The organism is Amycolatopsis acidicola, assembly GCF_007713735.2.
Taxonomy (GTDB): domain Bacteria; phylum Actinomycetota; class Actinomycetes; order Mycobacteriales; family Pseudonocardiaceae; genus Amycolatopsis_E; species Amycolatopsis_E acidicola.
Window position 1 is genome coordinate 19,609 of record NZ_VMNW02000024.1, and the last position, 20,818, is coordinate 40,426.

General features: G+C 72.1%; 1 protein-coding gene (cut by both window edges). It reads right to left on the reverse strand.

The whole window is internal to a trypsin-like peptidase domain-containing protein gene (locus FPZ12_RS18190) on the reverse strand: the coding sequence, 88,989 nt in all, runs 18,425 nt past the left edge and 49,746 nt past the right edge, and what appears here is coding positions 49,747-70,564 (codon 16,583, complete, through codon 23,522, partial); reading right to left, the first codon wholly in view occupies positions 20,816-20,818. The start codon and the stop codon both lie outside this window.

Consider the following 20,818-nt stretch of genomic DNA (forward strand, 5'->3'; position numbering starts at 1 on the left):
GCGTCGCTGTTTCGCCGCCGGGATCGCGTTTGGCGCCGGTGAGCACGGTCCGGTCGGGCGCGGGGTAGGCCGCCGCCTGGATTTCGTGGGCCTGCAACACATGTACGAGCTCGCCGAGGTCCGCGGGACCGGTGGTGACGCTCAGGTAGCCGCGCGGCGGCAGCACGTCCGCGATCGCGGTCAGCAGTCCGGGGCTCAGCTCCCGGTAATTCCAGTCCTTCAGCGCGATGACGAACCGCGCATCGGTTTTCCCGGCCGAAAGCACCACCCTGTTCCCGTGGTCGCCATCGACGAGGAAGTTGCTGAGCCCCAGCGCGGCCAGCTGGGCGATCAGCCTCGGCAGCTCGGCGATTTCACTGTGGCGCACCGACAAGTGCAGCCGCTCCCCGCTGCCGAGGCGGTCCGCCGCCGCCCGCATCGAGGCCTCCGGGTGCGGCCCCGCTGTCACCTCGGGCAGGTCCGGCAGCAGCCTCGGCAGCGCGATGCGGATCTCGCCGTTTGCATCAGGCCCGTCGACCACGACGTACCACGGGCGGAGCGCGTCGACGAGGTCCCCGGCACCGTTGACCACGAGAACGTCGTTGTGGGGCAAGGAATTCCGCAGTTCGAGCACCGCGTTGCGGTAGCCACCGGTGAACTCGTCCCGGCGCACCTCCCGCGGGACCACGGCGCCCGGTTCGGCCGAAGACGGGAGCGTCGCGCGGGCGCGATCGGAGTCCAGTTCACGACGCAGCGGCACCTGGCCGAGGCTCTCCAGGACCGTCCACCCGGCCCGGCCGACGAGCAGCACATCCGCCGGGCCGGGGAAGCCCGGCGTGCCGAACCGGTGGATTTCCGCGACGTCCTCGAGCTGCGTGATGTGGTGGATCTCGGCGAGCAGCTCGGCGCGCAGGGTGTCGGCGTCGTCGGTGAAGTAGTTGGAGGGCACCATGCCTGCCAGCAGCGAGTGCTGGACCTGCTCCAGCACCAGCCGTTGCTCGCGGAGCAGGTCCAACGCCCAGCCCGCGGCCAGCTCACCCGCGGGCGTCGGCGCCCAGCCGTAACCGTCGAGCACCAGCGACATCCAGTCCCGGCCGGGCGCGGGCACCTCGACGTACGCGAAACCGGCGTCGCGGAGGGCGTCGTCGAAGTGCGCGTGCAGGGCCGCGGCGAGACCGCGCGTTTCGACGTCCATCGAGGTGTTCTCGGCCCAGGCGGTGTCCCCGAGCTGCAGCAGGTACTCCACCGTGCCCGCGTCGCCGAGGGAGAACCGCATCCGGACGCCGTCCTGGCCCCGGGTGATCTCGGTGTCCTCGGGCCGGAACCTGGCTCCCCCGAGGGAAAACTCGGAGAGCCCCGCGACGATCCGCTCGGCGGGATCCCGTTCCGCGCGGGAGTACTGCACCGCGGGCGAGCCCGGCCGCAGCTGGATCAGCGAACGCACGTACTCGCTGTCCTCCGGATGGACGGCCAGCGAGACGACCGCCTCGGTCATCTCCTCCGTCCACAAGGGACTCTGAATCGCGGCGAGTTCGGCAGGCAGCACGCCGCCCGGCAACAGCTTGAGGAACCGCCGCTCGGCCTCGTGCGCGCCGATCTCCCGCGCCACCACCTGCGCGGCGGTCAGCCCCGTCGGCTCGCCCTGCAGGGCGTGCGCCGCCTCGTGCAGGATCGCGGCCACGACATCGGCCACCGTCACGTCACGCAGCCGGTTGCCGGCGGCGTCGAAACGGCCCAGCCGCACGCCCATCCGGCGGGTGTCGTCGAGTACCGCGCGCACCGTCGGGTCCGCCGCGGCGCGCCCCGGCACCGACCACGCCGGCGCCCTCAACTGCGTCCGCACGCCTTCCGGGCTCAGCTCGAACAGCCCTTCGACGAGCCGCCGGACCGTCTCGCGCGCCTCGTCCTCGGTGACGCCGTCGAGCACCTCCGTGAGCACCGGCGCCGCGGCCACGGCGACCTCGGCGAGTGTCTCGTCCCGCAGATCCGCCACCACCGACGCGACCCGCCAGGGCGCGAACACCGCCGGCACCTCGGCCGGGCCGGACGCCGCCGCCACCGGCACGGCGGGCATGTGGTGCGTCCCGGTGCTCAGCACCAGCACCGCCGGGCCGTCGCCGCCGAGGTGGCGGAGCCTGCCGTCGGGTTCGACGATGTCCACCGCGATTTCCCGCTGTGCGGCCAGATCCGCCTCGGTGACCGACTCCGGCACGTCGGCGCCCAGCAGCCGCAGCGCGCGCCCGAGCGAGTCCGGCCCGGCCGGAATCCATTGCGCGCGAAGCATTCCCTGGTTCAGCCGCCGGGTCTGGCCGATGCTCGGCGCGTTCGGATCACCGGTGGTGAAGGCGAAGTCGGTGGCCGGGAGCCTGCCGATCCGTTTCGCGCCGGGCAGCGTCGCCGCGACCAGCGCGCCGTAGGGGACCCCGTAGTGGTAGATCGCGGAGCGGACCAGTTCGGTGTGCTCGGAGGAATCCGCCGGCCCCCGGTACTGCTCGCCGACGAGCGCGCCGTGGCGGAAGCGGTGGAGCACGGCCCTGGTGGTGGCGACCAGGTCGGGATCGGCGGGCGCCGGCGGCAGCGGGGCCAGCGCCACGGGCCGCAGCCAGAACATCGAGTCCAGCCAGCCGGGATCGACCTCGATCAGCTGCCTGCGCTGCCAGGGTTCGGCGCGGTCGTGCACCAGGACCAGCTCGGCCGCGATGTCGAGCAGGACGGCCTGTGCGGTGCTGGTGGCGGCGTCCACACCGGTGCGCAGCAGCAGTTGCTCGAACTCGCCGACCTCGTCCGGGCCGAAGCCGAACAGCGCGGCCAGTCCGGCGTGCTGCCTCGGAGCCACAGTGGCCAGCGCGGTCAGCGCGCCCGCGCTGGGAGCGGCGGGAAGTTCGATCAACTCCGCGTCCGCGTCGGCCGCGAAAGCCATCCCGCGCACGAGCGCGGTGGCCACCGCGGCGGTGAACCGGTCGGGCCCGTGTACCCGGAACAGCTCCGCAAGATCGACTTCGGCGTTGCCCTGGGAAAGCTGGAACATGTTGTGCGCCATGAGGTTCCGCGCACCCCCGAGCAGGGGCAGCAGCTCGCCGAGCGCTTCGGCGAAGCCTGCGGGCACCGCGGCTCGCGGCTCTTGCGGCCGGCCGTCCACCGGCCTGCCCGCCCATGCGTCCGCGACGGCTTCCTCGTTGTAGGCGTCGCGCACCAGCTGCGTCAGCGGCATCCCGGTCCTGGTGGCGCGCACGCGCAACGCGTCGAGATCCAGCCGCTTGGCCTTCACCTCGGCCTGCTGCATCTCGGTGAGCTGGTCGCGCGGGTGTTCGGTGTGCAGGACGTGCACCTGGCCGTCGCCGAGGATCCGGTACCGGCTGATGCTGCCGTCGGGTTCGGTTTCGGCGAGTTCGATCTCGACGGCGCTCCGCTCGTCGGTGGACAGTTCGGCCGCGACGCCCCGCATCAGTTCGACCCGGTCCAGCAACAGGCCGCCCGCGTCGAGCGAAACGTCGAAGTCCACTTCGGACGGTAGTTCGGCGAACGCGGTGTTCGCGATCGCGTAAGCCTCGTGCCAACGAGTAAGCGCTTCCCCTGCCGCCCGGTGCGCTTCGGCGTGCGCCAGCGCGTGCTCCGGCGTGGCGTTCGCCCCCTCGGCCAGGTACCGCACCGCCGCCTGCGTCCGGGCTTCACGGGTGGCGAGCACGTCGCGCGCCGTCCGGCCGAGTTGCTCCGCCACGGCGCGCATTCCGTCCGCGCCGGGCGCGTGCTCGGCGAGGAAGGCCAGCACGTGCGCGGCGAGTTCGACGTTCGCTTGCGCGATGGCCTCGGTTCGGTCCGTGGTCACGACCAGCAGGCCACCCGGCTCGGTCTGCTCCGGGCGCGCCTCGCGCACCACCTCGGCGAGTTTCCGGTGCGCCGCATGGGATTCGTAGCCAGGACGCCGGGCGGCCTCACGCAACAACGGGTCGAGGTCGAGCGGACGCTCCTGCGCGGCCTGGCGCCGCCGCGCGAGCAGTTCCCGCGCTCGCTCATCCAGTCCGGGCACGTCCTCGCTGAGCCGCCACGCGTCGCGGGCCATGATTCGCTGCCGCAGCAAGGGAACTTCGTGCTCGTGCAGCTGCAGCACGACGTCGACCATGCCGGTGTCCGCGGTGGCGACGGCACCCTTGAGCTCCCCGCCGACCTCGAACCGCAGCCGGACCCGGACCTCGACCTGCGGGCTGGTGCTCTCCCCGCCGAGCCCGTGCCGGTGGCCGACCTGGCTCTGCGAACCGCGGGAGTTGTCCTTGCCGCGCTCACCGGACACGACGGACACGCCGCCGCCGAACGTCCCGCCGCGATGCGAGCCGCGCTCGATCATGCGGGTCTTTTCCGACCAGTCCGCCTGCTGCAGCCCGCCGGTGCTGTACCGCCGGACGATCTCCACCTGCGGCTCGCCCCGCAGCCGCACGCGCAGCGCCAGCAGGTCGTCGGCGGTGGCGGGCAACTTGGCCAGGTCCACCCACCACGCCGCGAGATCCGGCCACTTCGTCGGCCCCTGGTTCGCGGTGAACAGGTGCCGCAGCGTGTGCAGCGCCGCGGCCGCGCGGTGCGGTTTCAACAGCTTCCGCACGACGTTTTCGGCTGCGGGCAACAACGACTGATACCCGATTTCCAGTGGCGTGCTGGCCAGCCCGACCGGGAAGGTCTCCACCCGGCGGTAGTCCGGCGGCAGCTCCGGGCCCATCGGCGCGCGCGCCACCTTCGCCTGCGGATAGCTGATGGTCAGCGTCCCGGTGGACGCCTCGTGCCGTTCCTCGCCGGGCTGTTTGGCCAGGATCCGGTCGGTCAGCCAGGCCCGCGCCGGTTCCAGCTCCCAGGTGAACCGGGCTTCGTACCGCTGGTGGAACACGACGGCGCCGTCGCGGTCGACCGTGCCCTGCTGCCGCATCCACGACATCGTGGTGGTCTGTGTGGTGGGCCTGCCCGCCATCGCGCCGCCGTCGACGAACCCGCCCGAACCGCCGATCCCGGCCGCGCGCTGGTGCATCCGCGCGCGGCTCCACGTCGGCCACTCGCGGCTCTTGACCTCGCTGCGCGCCGAAGGGTCGAGCGCCACCGGCACCGGCTCGCCGATTGGGACGAGTTCGTAGCGCCCGCTCAACCGCATCCACTGGCCGCGCCGCCGGACCAGTCCGCTGTAGATCTCGGTGCCGCCCTCGGCCATCGCGAGCCGTAGCGTGTTGCTCAGCGCGGCACCCGGCGCGAGCACGTCGCCGACGCGTTCGGCGAGGCCGGCGACCTGGGTGTAGTCGGGCATCAGCCGGGCGAGCACGCGCATCGAGCGCCGGAACGGGGTGGCCTCGCCGTGGTCCTGCCGCCAGCCGGTGACCGTGCCCGCGCCGAGCCCGTGCCCGATCACCGGCTTGCCGGGCAGCCGCGCGTACGACGGCGGCTGGAAACCGCCGCGCACCAAGGCTTGGTAGTCCCGGCGTTCGTGCACCCGCTTCAGCTCCGCCAGCGGATCGGCCGCCGTGGGATCCGCCTCCGGGTACAGCGCCAACGCGGCGGCGGCGAACGTGGGATCTCCCAGCCGCAGCACGGCACCGGCGGCGACATCGGCGGCCAGGTCGAATCGGCCGTCCCGCCACCGCCGGAGCAGCTCGGCGATCGTGTCCGCGGGGACCGCGCGGAGCACCACGTCCATCCCGGCGGCGTAGTACTGGAGCACCTTGGTCGCGGGCAGCAGCCATTCGTACGTCATCGGCAGGGCTTCTTCGTGACCGCCGCCCGTCACGGTGGCCGCGATGGCGGCTTCGAGGATCAGCGCCGGGCCGGGGTTCGCCGAGGAGTGCTCCTCCGTCCCGCCGGGGCGGCCCTGCCGTTCCACGGTCCGGCCACCGGCCAGTACCACCCCGCGTACTCCGCCGACCTCGGCTGTCTGCGTCGTGGTGCCCGTTTTGCTCTGGCGCAGCAGGGATTCCTGGCCGTCGAGGGTGAGCGCCCACGGTCCGCCGGCCACGTCGTCGACCAGCCCGGTGGCCTGCACGGCGGTGACCGAGCCGGTGATCCAGGTGCGACGGCCGGAGCGGTCGCGGTGCGGCACCGGGATCCCGTCGGTGAGCAGGCGGCCGATCCGGGGCCGGACGGTGGCGTTGCCGACATCCGCGGGCGGCGCCCCGGCACGCAACGTCCGGCCGACCGCGGCGGTCAGGCCGCGCGCGTCCAGTCCCTGCGGGGCGGTGCCCGCGGTCAGCAGTTCCACCGGAACACCGGACGGGGTCGGGACTTTTTCGCCCCGCACCGGGGTCACGGCGGCGGTGAGCACCTCGGCGAACTGGCCGGGGAAGTCCTGGGAGACGGGCTCGGCCAGCGCGGGCCGGACCGTCACCTCCCAGCGCAGCGGCACCCGGTACAACTCCGCCGGGCCCGTGTAGTCCAGCCTGCTTCCCGCGTACTGGAGCCAGATCTGGGAGTCGCCGGTGCTGTAGGTGTTGGTGCGGTCCCGGTCGTAGACGCGCAGCAGGGCGGTGAACGCCTTGGTGGAGGTCCTGGAGTAGGTGGTCGCCGTGGTCACCTGCGCGGACGCGGCGTCGAGCACCGTGCGGGAGGCGTGCGGCAGCCGCCCGACCGGCTCCGCCTTTTCCAGGTCCCACACCGCCTTGACGACGACCTCCGCCTCCTCGGCCACCCCGAGACGACCGGCCTCGGCCAGCGGGATCCGGTAGCCGTCCTGCAGCGCCTCGGTCAGCCACAGCGTGGCGTTCTCCGGCGAGAGCTGGTCGAGCACCCGGTCGAGGTCGGGGTGGATGCCTTCGGCGAGCTGCTCCTCGATGAACCGCTGCACCTCGTGGAGCCCGGACAGCCGCCATACGTCGTCGGTCATACCGGGGCCGGCGGGCCGCAAAGCCGTCTGCTCCGCCACGGGTTCCTCGAACCCGCCGTCCACCATCACGGGCACCTGCCGTGTCACGACGAACTGTTCGCCGTTCTCGCCGACGCGGGCCACCCCGTGCTCGTCGACGTCCGGCACCGCGACCGCCCGCGTGACGATCGCGCCGTTCCCGTCGTAGCGGAGCTCGTTCTTCCCGACCCGCAACCCGTTGGCGGCGGCCACTTCCGCGGCGATCTCGAAATACCCGTCGCCGTACACCAGCGACTGCTCGGTGGCCTTGCCCGCGCGGCGGACCTCGATCCGCGTCCTGGTTTCGACGGCGTAGGTGTGCTGCGCCCTGGTGTCGTAGCCCTCGGGGAACGAAACGCTGCCGATGTCGTAGCCGGTGCTGAGATCGACCGCGCTGCCCGCCAGCCGCCGGTGCTCCCAGATGACCTTGGTGCCCGCCGAAACCCCGCCCTGCAGCCCGCGGTTCAGCTCGACCGTCTCGCCCGTGGAGCGCCGGACCATCGAGCTGTGCCCGGGGTGGATCCCGGGCGCCGCGGCGTGCATGGGGCGGGCCGCGGCCCAGTCGATCTCGGTGCGCAGCACGATCTCGTACTCGGGCTTGCCGTCGTCGTCGCGCAGGACGAAGCCGAAACCCTTGTCGCGTAACGCTTCCTGAGTGCGTTCCTGGCGCTGCAGGTTGATCAGCACCTCTTCCTGCCGCTCTCGCGGGACGACGGACATGATCGTGCCGGCGAGGTCGTCGTCGTCCTGGAGCGCGGTCAGGCGCCCGGCCCGCAGCAACTCCTGTTCGTCGCGGGCCGCCTGGTCGAACGCCACGGTCTCGCCGACCGGCTGCTGGTACGCGGCGTTGATCCAGACCCGCAGCGGTTCCGCCGGGCGCTCCAGCTCGCGCCAGCCCTTGCCGTCGTAGACCCACGGGGTGGCGTCCAGGTCGTAGGCGACGAAGGTGCCCTCGTGCTCGTCGCCGGAACCGCGCCGGGCCATCCGCTGTTCCTGCGCCGTGGTGGTCTTCTGGCCGGTCCACCGGCCCTGGACGCCGAGCCCGGCCGCCGCGCGGGCCCGGCCCTCGGTGGTGCGCACGTCGCCCGAGTTCGCGCCGATCAGCGGCAGCCCGGAGTGCAGTCCGGTCCGGCGGTCCACGGTGATCGGCACGGGGACGCGGACCGGCCTGCCCACGCGGAAGCCGATGGTGCGGGTCACCCCGCCGTGCATGAGCTTGTACCCGGTGCCGCCGAGCACCGCCGGCAGGTTCGCGAGCAGTTTCGTGCTCAGCTCGTCCTGCGCGATCGGCGGTTCGGCGCCGTTGTCGTTGAACTCGGCGACGAGGTCCTTCAACGCGGGCAGTCGCTGGTCGACCAGCAGCGCCTTGACGATGGCCAGTTCCGTCGGATCGACCAACGGCGCGGGGGCGGCGGGCGGCGCTGTCGGCGGCGGGGTGCCGCCGGAGTCCGGAGTCTCTCCTGGGGAAGCGCTTTCCGGCGCCGTGGTGCCGCCCTGCGGGCCGGTCGGCGGGGGTGTCGGAACGGTGCCATCGCCGCCCTCGTCCTGGCCGGGATCCTCGTCGTCGCGCAGGAACCGGTCCGGGTCGGCGCGCACGGCGTCGATCGCTTCCTTGACCGTGAGGCCCATCAACAGCGCGCGCGGCGGGCCCGCGGCCAGCACCGGCGGCACGGCGAGCACCAGCCGGTTTCCGGGGAACACCAGCAGTTCCGGTGCGGTCAGGTCCGGGTCGAGCGCGACGCCGAAGCGCGCTTCCCTGCCGTCCTCGAGCCGCAGCAGACCTTCCTTCCGCTCCGGGTCCCAGCCCGAGTGCCGCGCGAAGGCGACGGCCGCGGCCTCCTGCGCGTCCACGGGATCGGTGCTCTCACCACGCCTCGTCCACGGGCGCAAAGGCAAGCGGTCCAACACCTCCCCGGGTTTCATCGGCGAGGTGGGCGCAGCCGTGACGGTGCGGGGGAAGAAGCCGAGGTGGATCACGTGGTCGGTGTCGAACGGCAGATCGGGGTCACCGGCGTAGGGCGCCAGCGGCAGCGAAAACCCGGTCTCCCGCAACCCGGCCGAAACGATCGCCTCGTGGAAGGTTTCCTCCAGCGGTTCGGCCGGATCCGCGTAGCTGACCGTGACGGCGCCGGGCACCGGCTCGTCGGTGAGCACGAGCAGCCGGGTGTCCGGCTGCCCCAGCACGTCGGCGGTGCGCGACAGCTCGCTCATCGGCACCACATGGATCCCGGCCGCCTCGACCAGGTCGGTGATCGGCAGTTCGTCCGGCACCAGCGCGTGCGTGATGCCGCCGCGGACCAGGGCTTCCAAGTGCTCGACCGGAATCCACGGGACGCGCAGGACACGGTGCTGGCCAAGGATTTCCGCGTAGTCCACGGGGATGCGGGCGGCGTCGGACAGCTCACGAGCGAGGTTGTCCGCCGAGCCCCACACCGGCGGCGGGCCCTGGTTGAAGCCCTGCCGGTGCACGGGATCCTCGCCGGGGCGCGTGTGCGCAGGGCCTTCACCCGGCCCGGTGCGCCGCGGCCCGCTCCCCGCACGCCGCTCACGGAAGATGCGCTTGCCCTGGGTGCGAACGCTTTCGTTGTGCTCCTGCTGCGCTTCGTTCACACCCTCCAGCGCCTGCGCGGCGTGCAGGTTCGGCGCCTGCGCCTCGATGATCGTGGTGAGCAGCGCCATTTCCCGGCTCAGCGAACGGGACGGTGGCAAGGCGGGCGCGGTGTCCGCCATCGCGCGCCGCCGGGCCGCCGCCGCGGTGATGAGCGCACGACGGTCCTCTTCGGACAGTTCACGCTCCGGTCCCGGCGCGCCGGCCCACACAAGTTGTTCCCCCGCAACGGGATCCCGGGTTTCGACCGCGAGCAGCTCCGCGACCGCGCGCTTCTCCCGCGCCGCCTCCGACGTGAACGTCTTCGGGTCGAAGCGCGGGCGGAGCTTCGCCGCGACCGGGGTCGAACCCACGCGCTGCGCCGAGTACGCCGGCGCCTCGGGCGCACGCTGCGCGCGCCACTTCTGCAGCCGCAGCCACGCGGCGCGGGCTGCCCAGATCGTCGGCCCGGACAACGCGATCGCGGTGCCGGCCGCCGTCGGCACCGGCCCGGACGTGCCGGTGGCGGCCGCGAGCCCGGTCAGGCTGTAGTAGGCCAGCGCGGAGTTCGCGATGTAGCTGGCGACCGGCCCCTTGCGAGAGCTGTCGCGGCCCATCTTGAGCTCGATCTGCACGCCCAGCTTGGAGATGTAGGCACCGGCGCCGGCCAGCGAGGCACTCACGAGCGCCTGCGTCCAGTTGAACGAACCGGGCGACAGCGAGCTGACCGTGAGCATCCCGGCGGCGACCGTCATCGACGGGAACGCCAGCAGGTTCTGCAGCCGGCGCCAGCGCGGCAGCAGGGTGTTGTCGTAACCCGCGAACCCGCCGATCGCGTTGGACAGCGACGAGGAGAGGAACAGCGCCGAGGGCACCGCGAACGCGGCCTGTGTCCAGGACTGCAGCCCGCTATGGGTGACCGCCGAAAACACCTGCCACGCAAGGCTTCCCGCCCAGCTCGCGGCGAGCGCCGAGGAGAAGACCTTGCCCAGCTTGCCCGCGTGCGGGCCGAGCTTGCTGATCGAGTCGGTGGTGCCGCCGACCGAGCGGTTCACCTTGTCGCGCCACCGGGAGAACTCCTCGATCGCCAGCTGCTGCCGGTCGAACTGGGTCTCGCCTGCCGCCAGGGGGGTGGTGATGATCGCCTGGAAGTCCAGCAGGAACTGCCGGGTGTCCGGCAGCACCTCCCGCCGCACCTCCTCCAGGATTTCGGCGAACTCGTTGCCGGGGTTGATGTCGTACCGCATGTAGTCGTTGATCATCTTCGCGAGCCTGCTCGCGAGCCGGTAGTCCAGCCTGCCGCGTTCGACGAGCGCCTCGCTGCTGACGCGGTTGTCCTGTGAGTGCGCCACCTTCGCGTTGTTGAGCAGCGACCTGATCCCGAACGCCGCGCCGTTGATGCCCTGCAACACCAGCGCGGTGGCCGGGACCGCCCAGAGCGGCCCGCCCGCCGTGACGGCCGCGGCCGCCGCCCCGCCGGCGACCAGGCCGACGCCACCCCAGCCGAGCAACGCCTTCCGCTTGAAGCTCGCGCGCACCCTGGCGATGGAGGCGCGGGCGGCGATCTGGTCCCGCTCCGCCTCGTCCACACCGGACTGAATCTCGTCCACAAAGGACTGACGCTGCTCCGCCGTCATCGGCTCGGACGCTTCGCGGTACGTCCGCTTCTTGTCGCGTTCGTCCGCGCGGACGCCCCGGTTGATCCGCAGCCGGGACTCCTCGCCCGCCTCGACCGCGTCGCGTGCGCGGCCCCCGGCGACGAGCGCCTCGATCGTCCCGCCGCCGTGCAACAGCCCGTCGACGGTCCCCGCGGCCTTCAGGCCACCGCGGTTGCGCCAGCGCTGGATCGCGGCGTCGCGCAGCACGCCGAGGTCTTCGCGGAACTCGCCGGAAGCGGCGGTGGCCGCGGCACGGAACAACTTGCGCGGGTTGGAGCCCGCCGCGACGCGGCCGTCCGCCGCGTCGTACCAGCGCTTGCCCGCCATGATCTGCGGGTTGTGCTGCCAGACGTCCGGCCGGACGCGGAGGTGATCGGCCAGCGACTCCATCCCGAAACCGGGCCCCTGCGCCTTGTACCCGGTCTTCCGCTGCCAGCCTTCGCTGCGTTTCTCGTCGACCCAGTCCTTGATCCGGTCCTGGCGTTCCTCCGACAGCTCGCCGATGAAGTGGTCCCAGGCGCCCGAACTGATCTCGTTGAACGCGAACTCGGCGGTGCGGCGGCCCGCCTCCTCGTGCAGGCGCGCGAAGTTGCCGTGCAGGATCGATTCCACGACCTCCTCGCCCGCGCGCTCCGCGATCTCCTCCAGCAGCGGCGTCATGTCGTTGAAATGCCGCAGGTAGTGCCCGCTGGGCTGCGGGTTGACCGAGTCGGTGCCGAACAGCAGCCGCCGGTGGTTGCGGATCGCGAACTGGATGAACGCCTCCCGCACCTCGGGATCGGCGTTGATGTGCTGCTCCAGCACGTTCCACGAGATGTCGAGTTTGACGTTGGTGGTGTCGAGCAGCCACTGCAGGCGCGCGAAGTGCTCGACGGTGAGCGTGGTCCAGCTGCCGACGCCCAGATGCGCCCAGACGACGTTCGCGTCCTTGAACTCCTCCTGCTGCAACAGATACGCCATCGGGGCGAGGTTGCGCTCGTCCGGCGGGGCGGCCTTGAACAGGCCGTTCGGGCGCAGCAGGGCCTGGCCCATGTCGTTGTGCAGGATCAGCACCTGGCCGGTGAGCGAGATCGCGCGCAGTAGCTCCAGCAGGTGCGGGTTGTAGACGCCGGGCAGCATCTCCGGCAGGCTGTTCAGCTCCCGCTCGCGGCCTGCTTCCTTGAGCAGCGCCCGGATCTGCGGCAGCGCCTCGGTGAGTTTGTCGGAGAACTCCAGCTGTCCCAGCTCGGAGAGGCCACCGTCGGCGGGGAACAGCTCGCGCAGGTCCGGGTGGTCCGCCGCGAGCTCTTCGAAGAGCCTGCGGATCGACGGCCGGGAAGCGAGGTCCTCCTTGACCATCATCGCCGCGGAGGTGAGCTTGCCGACGAACGGCACCCACTCCGGGTTGAGCACCTCGCTGGCTTCCCGCTGCAGCAGCGGTTTGACGGCTTCCTTGGCGAAGGTCGTCTCGGCGAGGTAGCGCGCGGCCTCGCCGTGCATGATCAGCTTCGACATCAGGTAGCCGCCGACGCCCGGCATGTCCACCCGCGAACCCGAGATCCCGGGGAACCAGCGCGCCTGCTCCTCCTCCGACATGCGTTCGCGCGCGTCGAAGAACCGGACGTCGGAGAGCTTGCCGTGCATGTTCAGCATCGGCACCCGGAAAACGAACCCGATGCGCAGCACGTTGATCAGGCCGTAGTACCAGGAGCCGGTGGAGCCCGCGACCAGCCCGATCCCGCGCTGCGGGATCGGTGAGGCGACCACGATGTTGGGCAGGCCCTGCCTGCGCAGCCAGCGCAACAGGTTCTCGTAGGTGATGTACCGCCCGGCGTCGTAGCCCTCGGGGTGCATGTGGATGTCGTGGAAGAACGCCCACCGGCGCGGTTTCCCGACCCGGCCGGCCACCCGTTCCGAAACACCGAGCGCTTGCAGGTCCTCGGAAAGCACCGTGCTGCCGGAGTCGAGCGCGGCGAAGGCGGCCATCCGGTCGGGCACGTCCTCCAGTCCCGCGGACGGGCGGTCGCGGGTCAGCGCGAGGCTCAGGTCGAGCGACGCGTCGACGACCGGGAGCCGCGGCGCGTCCGGCAGCATCTCCGGGTTGCGCGTGATGGTGCTGACCGCGTCGAACGTCAGCCCGGACAGCCGGGCGATCTCCCGGTTCTCCAGTTTTTCCTTGCCCGCCTTGACGACCACCGCCTGCATCGCGCGGACGTAGACCACGTGACTGTCGCGCCGCTGCCGCTCGGCCTCCCGCACTCGCTCGATCGCGGCCCGGAGCCGGTCCTGGTTCGTCTGCGCCTTCGCCGCCAGGTCCCGCAGCACTTCGGTCGCGGGCCGGTCGTCGGCGACCGCGTTGGCCATCCGCTGAGAAGCGACGTACTGCACCGGCAGGCCCAGGATCGAGGCCACGGCATCGGTGTCGCCCGCGGTGATCCGCAGCAGGTGCGGGATCCGCATGCGTTCCGTGAGCACCGCGGCCCTGGCGGAGCGGAGCTCGGCGACCGACTCGAAGTACTCGACCTCGGCGGCGTGGCGCTGTGGCTCGGCCTCGTACCGGGCCGCGACCAGTTCCCCGCGGATGCCGCGGCGGTGGCGCAGCAGCGGGCGGCGGCGCGGCCGGGCCAGGTCCGGCAGCTCGGTCGTGCCGACCTCGGCGAGCACCGGCCTAGTGGCGACCGCCATCAGCCGGGCGCGAGCCTCGTCGAGGATCGCTTCGCGCGCCTTGGCGCCGAGACCGCGGTCGGCGGCCTCCTGCCCGCTCCGCTCGATCACCGCCAGCGTGGTCTCCCTGAAGCGGAGCCACGCGCCCTCTTCCCGTTCCAGTTGGTCGGTCGCCTGGTCCAGCGTGCGGCTCAGCCGCTGCACGTGCTGCTCGATGAGCAGCTTGACGTCCTCCCAGTTGTCCGCTTCGAGGATCCGCGCGTGCAGCGCGGGCGGCGGGTCGACCGGCGTGCCAGGGTCCAGCACCAGCGACGCCACCAATTGCGGGGACAGCCGGTAGATCCGGGCGACGTCGGCGACGACCTCCGGATCGTCCATCGGGACGGGAATGCCCTGTTTCTGCTTGAACTCCACGCCGGCGCGGACGAGCCACCGCACGTCCGCGATCCGCTGCTCGTACAGCCTCGTCGCCTTGGCGGCACGCGCCAGCGCGCGGGCCAGGCTCCGCTGCCGCGGCTCCGAGCGCAGCACGTGGGCGTTGACGTCGCCCAGCAGCCGCAACCGTTCGGCGGGCTTCGGGCCCCACGCCTTGACCGAGCCCTTCGCGAACAGCTTGGAGAAACCGAACTTCCGGCCGTCGCCGGTGATCGAAGCCGGCGCGTCCGGCGGGCGCGTGGTCGCGGGCCGGGCGGGCTCGACCGTCCGCGCCGGCTCGGCGGCACCGTCGAAGTCGCGCTCCGCGTGCCCGGTCGTGATCGCGGCACCCGGCAGCTGGCCGATGAACCACGACGTGTAGTTCAGCCCGTACGCGCCGCTGATCGTCTCGATGTACTCCAGCGTTTCCGGGCGAACCGGTTGCGCGGCACCGGAAGCGCTCAGCAGTTCCTGCGCGATGCGGTCGCGGCGGTCCTTCTGTTCGCGGCCGAGCTGTGGCGGCTGCGCGAGGGTGTCCGCCGTCGTCGAGTCACGTACGAAGGTGAGCGGCTGCAGGCCGTCCGGCCGGACGCGGACGGCGTCGCCGAGCCAGCCCTGGTGCTCGTCGAGGAACTGCCTGCGCGCCGTCGGCGTGAGCACGTCGTGCAGCACGGTCAGATCGACCGCGACATCGCGCAGGCGCACCAGCTGCGCGGGCGTCGGGCGGGCGGAAAGCCCTTCGTCACGCAGGAACTGCTCGAAAGCCTCCAGTTCGGCCGGGTCCTCCGGGGCGTAGCCGAACCACCGCGCGGCGTCCTCGATCGACCGCGGTTCGGCGACCGGCTCCGCCGTGCTCAGCAGCTCCCGCAGCGCGGCGCGCAACAGGATGTCCAGCATGAACCGGTCGTGCCCGGCGGGCACCGGCTCGGCCCAGCCGCGTTCGGCCTGTGCTTCGTACAGCTCGCGCAGCGCGTCCATCCCGAACGCGGCGGCGACCTGCACGGCGGCTGGCAGGTGCTCGCCGAAGCGTTCGTAGATCTCGTTCAGCGGCAGCACGGCGGGGTGGTCGAGCAGGCGGCGCACGACGTCCGGGTCGGCGAACGCGTCGTGCAGCCTGCGCCCGAAGTCCAGCGTCGACTGGGCGCCTTCGAACAGTGCCAGCAGCATTTCCCTGCTGTCTGGCTGGAAATCGTCCGGTTCCGGGGCGCCGACCAGATCGGCGGGCAGCTCGACGCGGTAGGCGTAGAAGTCCCGCAACGAATACCGGACCCGTGGCCGCGCGAGATCGGCGTGCCAGGACACCCACATCGAGTAGGTGCGGCCCTGATGGTCGGTGACGAGGATCGTGCGCTGCTGGTTGAGCTGCCCGCTGACGATCGCGCGCACGTCGCTCACCGCGTCCCCGAGCAGCACCCGGAGACCCGCGGCCGCCTCGTCCCACGCCTGGTCGTTGTTGGCGCGGTCGGTGGAGACGGCGGGGCGCAGCTGTTCCTTCTTCGCCCGGAACGCGTCGCCGAGGTCGGTTCCCGGGTTTCGCCGGACGTACTCGCGCGCCTCGGCCAGCGCGATCAGGTCGGTGGTGTACGGGCGCAACCGGATGCGGTGCCGCTCGCGCAACGCGGCGAACGCCTCCCGCTGCGCCAGGTTTTCCGGGTCGTAGCCGAACATCCTGGCGGCGACGCCCCTGGTCTTGTTGCGCGCCCACTGCACGCGGGTCTGCGGCAGATCGCCGACGCCGTAGACCACGAACCGGTAAGTCAGCACGTTGCGCAGCCCCGCGATGATCGCGAACCGCTGATCGTCCTCACTCGTCCCGGCAGGCAGTTCGAGCCGGTAGTGGTCCGGCTTCGCCCCGGTCAGCACCATGCGCGGGCTGCGGAGCCCGGCCAGCGTGGCGACGGTCAGCTCGACGGGATTTCCCAGGCGGTCACGGAAAACCACCAGCACCTCGTCGCCGGATCGCCGCACCTGCCCGGCATCCAGGTCGTCGAGGTAGAGGCCGCCCGCGATCGCGGCCGCGTGCTTCGCCGCGTCGCCGCTGACCGGCCCGCCCGCCGCGAGCAGGTGCAGCGGCCGAGGGTTGCTCGCCTGCTGGTCGGCCAGGATCAGCCGCACCTGGTCGGCGATCAGCGTGGGCGCCTGCGAACCGAGGTGCCGGATCGGGGCCACCACGCGATAGGCGCCGTCCTCCTGCAGGAACGCCTCCGGGCCGATCGGCACCTCGTCGCGAAGCTGCTGGTACACCGGCCAGAGCTCGCCTTCGGTGCCGGTACCGGTCAACGAGGACCAGCGGTCCACGACCTCGCCGCCGTCGCGCAGCACGATCTCCGCAGTACCCGCGCCGCGGCGGTGGACCCGCACCAGGATCTGCTCGCGGTCCTCCGGTGAGATCTCGACGCTGACGTCGGCGCCGTACTCCTGGATCGAAGTCTGGACCGAGTTGCGGATCGCCTCCAGCATCGAGCTGCCGACGATCGCCTCGGGCTCGGCCGCGACGACGGGGTCCGCCGGCCGCATGGTCCCCGGCTCGAGCTCGGCTTCGGCCGCCGCGCGAAGCCGGGTGAAGCGCGCCCCGAGATCACCTCGGTGGCGGAGCACCGCCGGATCGCTCAGCGCTTCGGCGAGCAGACCGAGGTCCGCGGACAGCGGGTCGAGTTCGATGCGCTCGGCCAGTAGCCGGGCGCGCACCGCGTCCAGCCCCTCCGGCGCCGGACGGCCCATCAGCCTCGCGACCGCGGCGAGTTCCGTTTCCCTGGCCCAGTTCTCGTCCACCCTCGGCAGTTCGGCCTCACCGGTGATCCACGCCCGGTGGGCGAGCACGTCGCGCAGCGCGGCCAGGATCGCGCGGTGGTTTTCCGGCCCGGACGCGGTGGCGGGCAGCTCGAGGCGGTGCACGTTCCGTTCCGCGGTCGTCAGTACCAGCCGCGGCGTGCGCAGGTCCCGCACCGTCGCCACCTGGAGCCGGAAGTCGTCGTGCCCGTCGTCGAACACGAGCGTCGGGATGTCCTGGCCCGCCTGGGTTTCCGCGGTCAGCTGCGGGAAGAGCAGCGGCGCGACCCTGGTGACCGACTCCAGCACCGGATCGGCCACCGGCGGCCCCGGCACCGGCCGCGCCTCGGCGGGCATGGACCGGTTCCGCAGGCGGGACAACGTGATCAGCCGGATCTGGTCGCCGGCGACGGCGAACGCCGCGTCCCCGAGCCGCGACCACGGCGTGGTGATCTCGTACTCGGCGGAGCGCAGGCCCTGCGAGTCGGCGGGCATCGGCGGCAGATCCTGGTACCGGCCCTGGTACCTGGCCTGGTATTCGCGCACGTCGCGGAAGTACTGCCACGGGACCCCGGAATCGCGCTGCAGCACGGTGAACGTCTGCCCCTGCTGATCGGTCAGGTTCAGCAGCAGGTGGCCTTCGCTGTTCAGCTGCGCCCACACCGAAATGCCCAGTTCGCGAACCCGGTTGGCGACGGCCTTCCTTGCTCGTTCCACCTGTTCGGTGGTCAGCGGCGGGCCCGCTTCCGGCGTGCCCGTGCCCTCCGGTTCGGCGGCCGGCTCCTCGGGCGTCCCCGCGTGCCGGGCGAGCCAGTCGGGGTCGACCCGCGTGACCAGCCTCTCGGTGAGGTCGAACGCCTGCCGGAAATTGTCCGGAGTGGACGGTCCGGGGATCTCCGTGTCCCCGTAGGCGAGGTGGCGGAACGCGAGCAGGTCGCGGAAGCCGCCGATGACCGCGATCAGCTGGTCGTTCTCCGAAAGCCCCGGCGGCAGCTCGAGTGTCGAGACACCCCTCGTGTGCAGCCGCAGGCGCGGCTCCTCCAGATCGGGCCGGACGACCACGGCGAGCCGGACGTCGGTCTCCCGCCGGACGGCGCTCCCGCCCGGCGCCGGCACCTGGATCACCATCGTCAGGCGGTTCTCGTCCGGGTCGAGCCGCCCGAAGCTGCCGCCGAACGTGGCACCGGCGATCCTGGCCACCCTCGTCGCGTACTCCGGCGACATCGGGAGTTCATGCGACCAGCCGAGCCGGGTCAGGTTCCGCGGCAGTAGCTCGGCACGCAGCCTCGCCCGGGTGATCAGGAGGACCTGGTCGGCCAGCAATGCGGGCACGGACACGCCGAGCCTGCCCAGCGGCAACGGCACCGTGTACTCGTTGCCCCGGCGCACCGTGAAGCTTTCGTCGGCGGGCAGCTGGCTGACCCGCAGATCGCGGTAGACCTGCCACAGCTCGTCGCTGTCCTCGACCAGCACGCTGAACTCGTGCTGCCGGGTGCCGAGCCTGGTCACCCGCAGCGAAAGCCTGCCGTTCGGGAGGCGTTCGGCTGTCGCCTGCAGCCCGTGTTCGAGCAGCGCACGGGTGACGACGGCGGAGATCTCCGGCAGCGAGCCGTTGTCCGACGGGTCGATGGGCGGCGGCAGCTCGGGCGCGCGCCTCGCCTGGCGCAGGTCCGGGATCGCCGGCGCGATCTGTTCGATCCGCAGCAGCTCGTCCCGGTAGGCGGCGGCCAGTTTCGCGGTCCGGCGCAGCGCGCGCCTCCGCCGCATCCGCACGACGGGTGAGTCGCCCCGGTGGAATCCGGCTCCCCTGGCGACTTCGCGCATCGCCAGCAACATGCCGTCGTACGGACCGTCCAGCGCGCGGATCCCGGCACGGGCCAGCAATTCGACGAACCGCCGGCGCTCGGCGAGGTCGGTGGGGTCGACGCCGAACCAGCCCGCGATCCGCGAAAGGGTGGCCTCGACCGCCCATCGCGCCCCGGCGGGTGGCAGTTCTCCTTCTCCCGCAACGGAAACCTGATAGGCAGCCGCGGCGCGCAGTGCCTCGACGATCTCCTCGTGCTGCTCCCGCTCACTCAGCCCGGCCGGCAGTTCGAGCCGGTAGCTGCGCTCCTCTCCTTCGCTCAGCACGAGCTTCGGCACCATGCCCTGCGCGCGATTCCGCCCGGTGGTGATCCGCAGCCGGGCCGACCTGCCTTCGGCGTCCCGGTAGGAGATCTGCATCGCCTGGTTTTCGAGGTCGGTGAACGGCTGGACCCGCGACATCCAGGGGGCGAGCAGTTCGGCCGCCGTGTTCGCGGCCAGCGTGAGCACGCGCGGCGCCACCAGGTCGGGCTCCCCTGACTCCAGTTCGACCGTGCCGAGCCGGTCGGCGATCGCGAGCGCGACCTTGTCCGCGGCCAGTCGCGCGGCGACCCGCGGGTCGAGTCCGGCGAAGGGACTGAGCACCTGGTAGACGTCGTGGTGCTCGCCGAACGCGCGATGCGCGGGCGGCCGGTTCCCGGCGCGCAGCTCCGCGTACACCGGCCATTCGTAGGCCTCGTCCCGGATCAGAACCTGGAACTCTTCCCCGGTGGCGGTGGCGATCCGGACCTGCACCGACCTGTTTCCCGGCCCCTGCGTCAGATCCGGGCCGGTGAAACTCGGGATCGCGTGGACCGGCAGGCCCTGCACCCGCGCGATCAGCTCCGTGATGAAGGCGGTGCGGTACTCCTCGCTCTCCAGACCTGGCCGGGACACGGTCGGCTCTTCCGTCAGGTCCCCGCCGAGCAGGTCGCGGTAGGCGACCACCCGCGCGGCGTAGGCGGCGATCGTCTCCAGGTCCCTGCCGCGACCGTCGGGCAACCGCAGGCGGTGCGCGCCGGCCGTGCCGAGCAGTTGCACGCTGGGCTGGGTGAGGCCGTCCTGTTCGCTCAGGTAGAGCCGGAACTGCTCGCCGTGGCCATCGGTGAGGAACACCCAGAGATCGCCGTTGGTGGAGTACACGACGGGATGGGAGCGCGGGCTCAGCCGGTGGATGAGCTGCTCCAGCTGCCGGCGCGTGTGGTCCGCCAGTCCCGCCGTCCGGTCGGGGTGGAGCCGGACCGCGTCCCGCACGGCGGGGATCCCGAGCCTGGTGGCCGTGATCGCCAGTGCCTGCTCGGCGACGAACAAGGGGGCGAGCTCGTCCGACCCCGGCGACGACGCCTCGAAGAACCGGCCCACCCGCTTCGGCGAAGCCCAGCCGCGCCCGTCCGTGCGCAGTTCGGTTTGCCGGTTTCCCTTGGTGTACAAGGCAAGCCGGTAGGGGCCCGCGCTACCGCCGTCGGTGATCTCCAGCCAGACGGTGCCTTCGTGGTTCATCCGCGCGACGACGGTCGCGTCGAACACGGCCAGCCGCGCGGCGACGGCGGTGACGCTGTCGGCGACCCAGCGCTGGGAGATCAGGTCGTCGGCAGTCAGCTGCGCCCGGACGATGTCGGCGACGGCGTGCGCCCGGCGAGCCTCGCCGATGCGGCGCGACAACGTGCGGTGGCTGACGTGGTGCGGCACGCCCGGGCTGTCCTGGGTGACCGAATACGTGATGCCGCCGGCGAACGTGAGTTCGGTGCTCGCCGGTCCGACGATCAGCGCACGGGACGCACGCTCGTCGCCCGGCTCGGCGTCGAGGCGTACGAAGATCGTGTGCTCGACACCGGCTTCGGTGGTGACGTGCACCCGCACCGCGGCCGGCTCCGGGATGACTTCGAGCGTCGCGCCGTCCAGCTCCGGCAAGGCGCGGACCAGCGCCTCGGCTTCCGCGATCCAGCCACCGGAGACCGCTTGCGGGGCTTGGGTTTCCGCAGTTTCCGAGGCTGCCGGGGCTGCCGTCGTTTCCGGTGCCGCCTCGCCGGGATCCACGAGCGCGTCGATCGTCGCGACGAC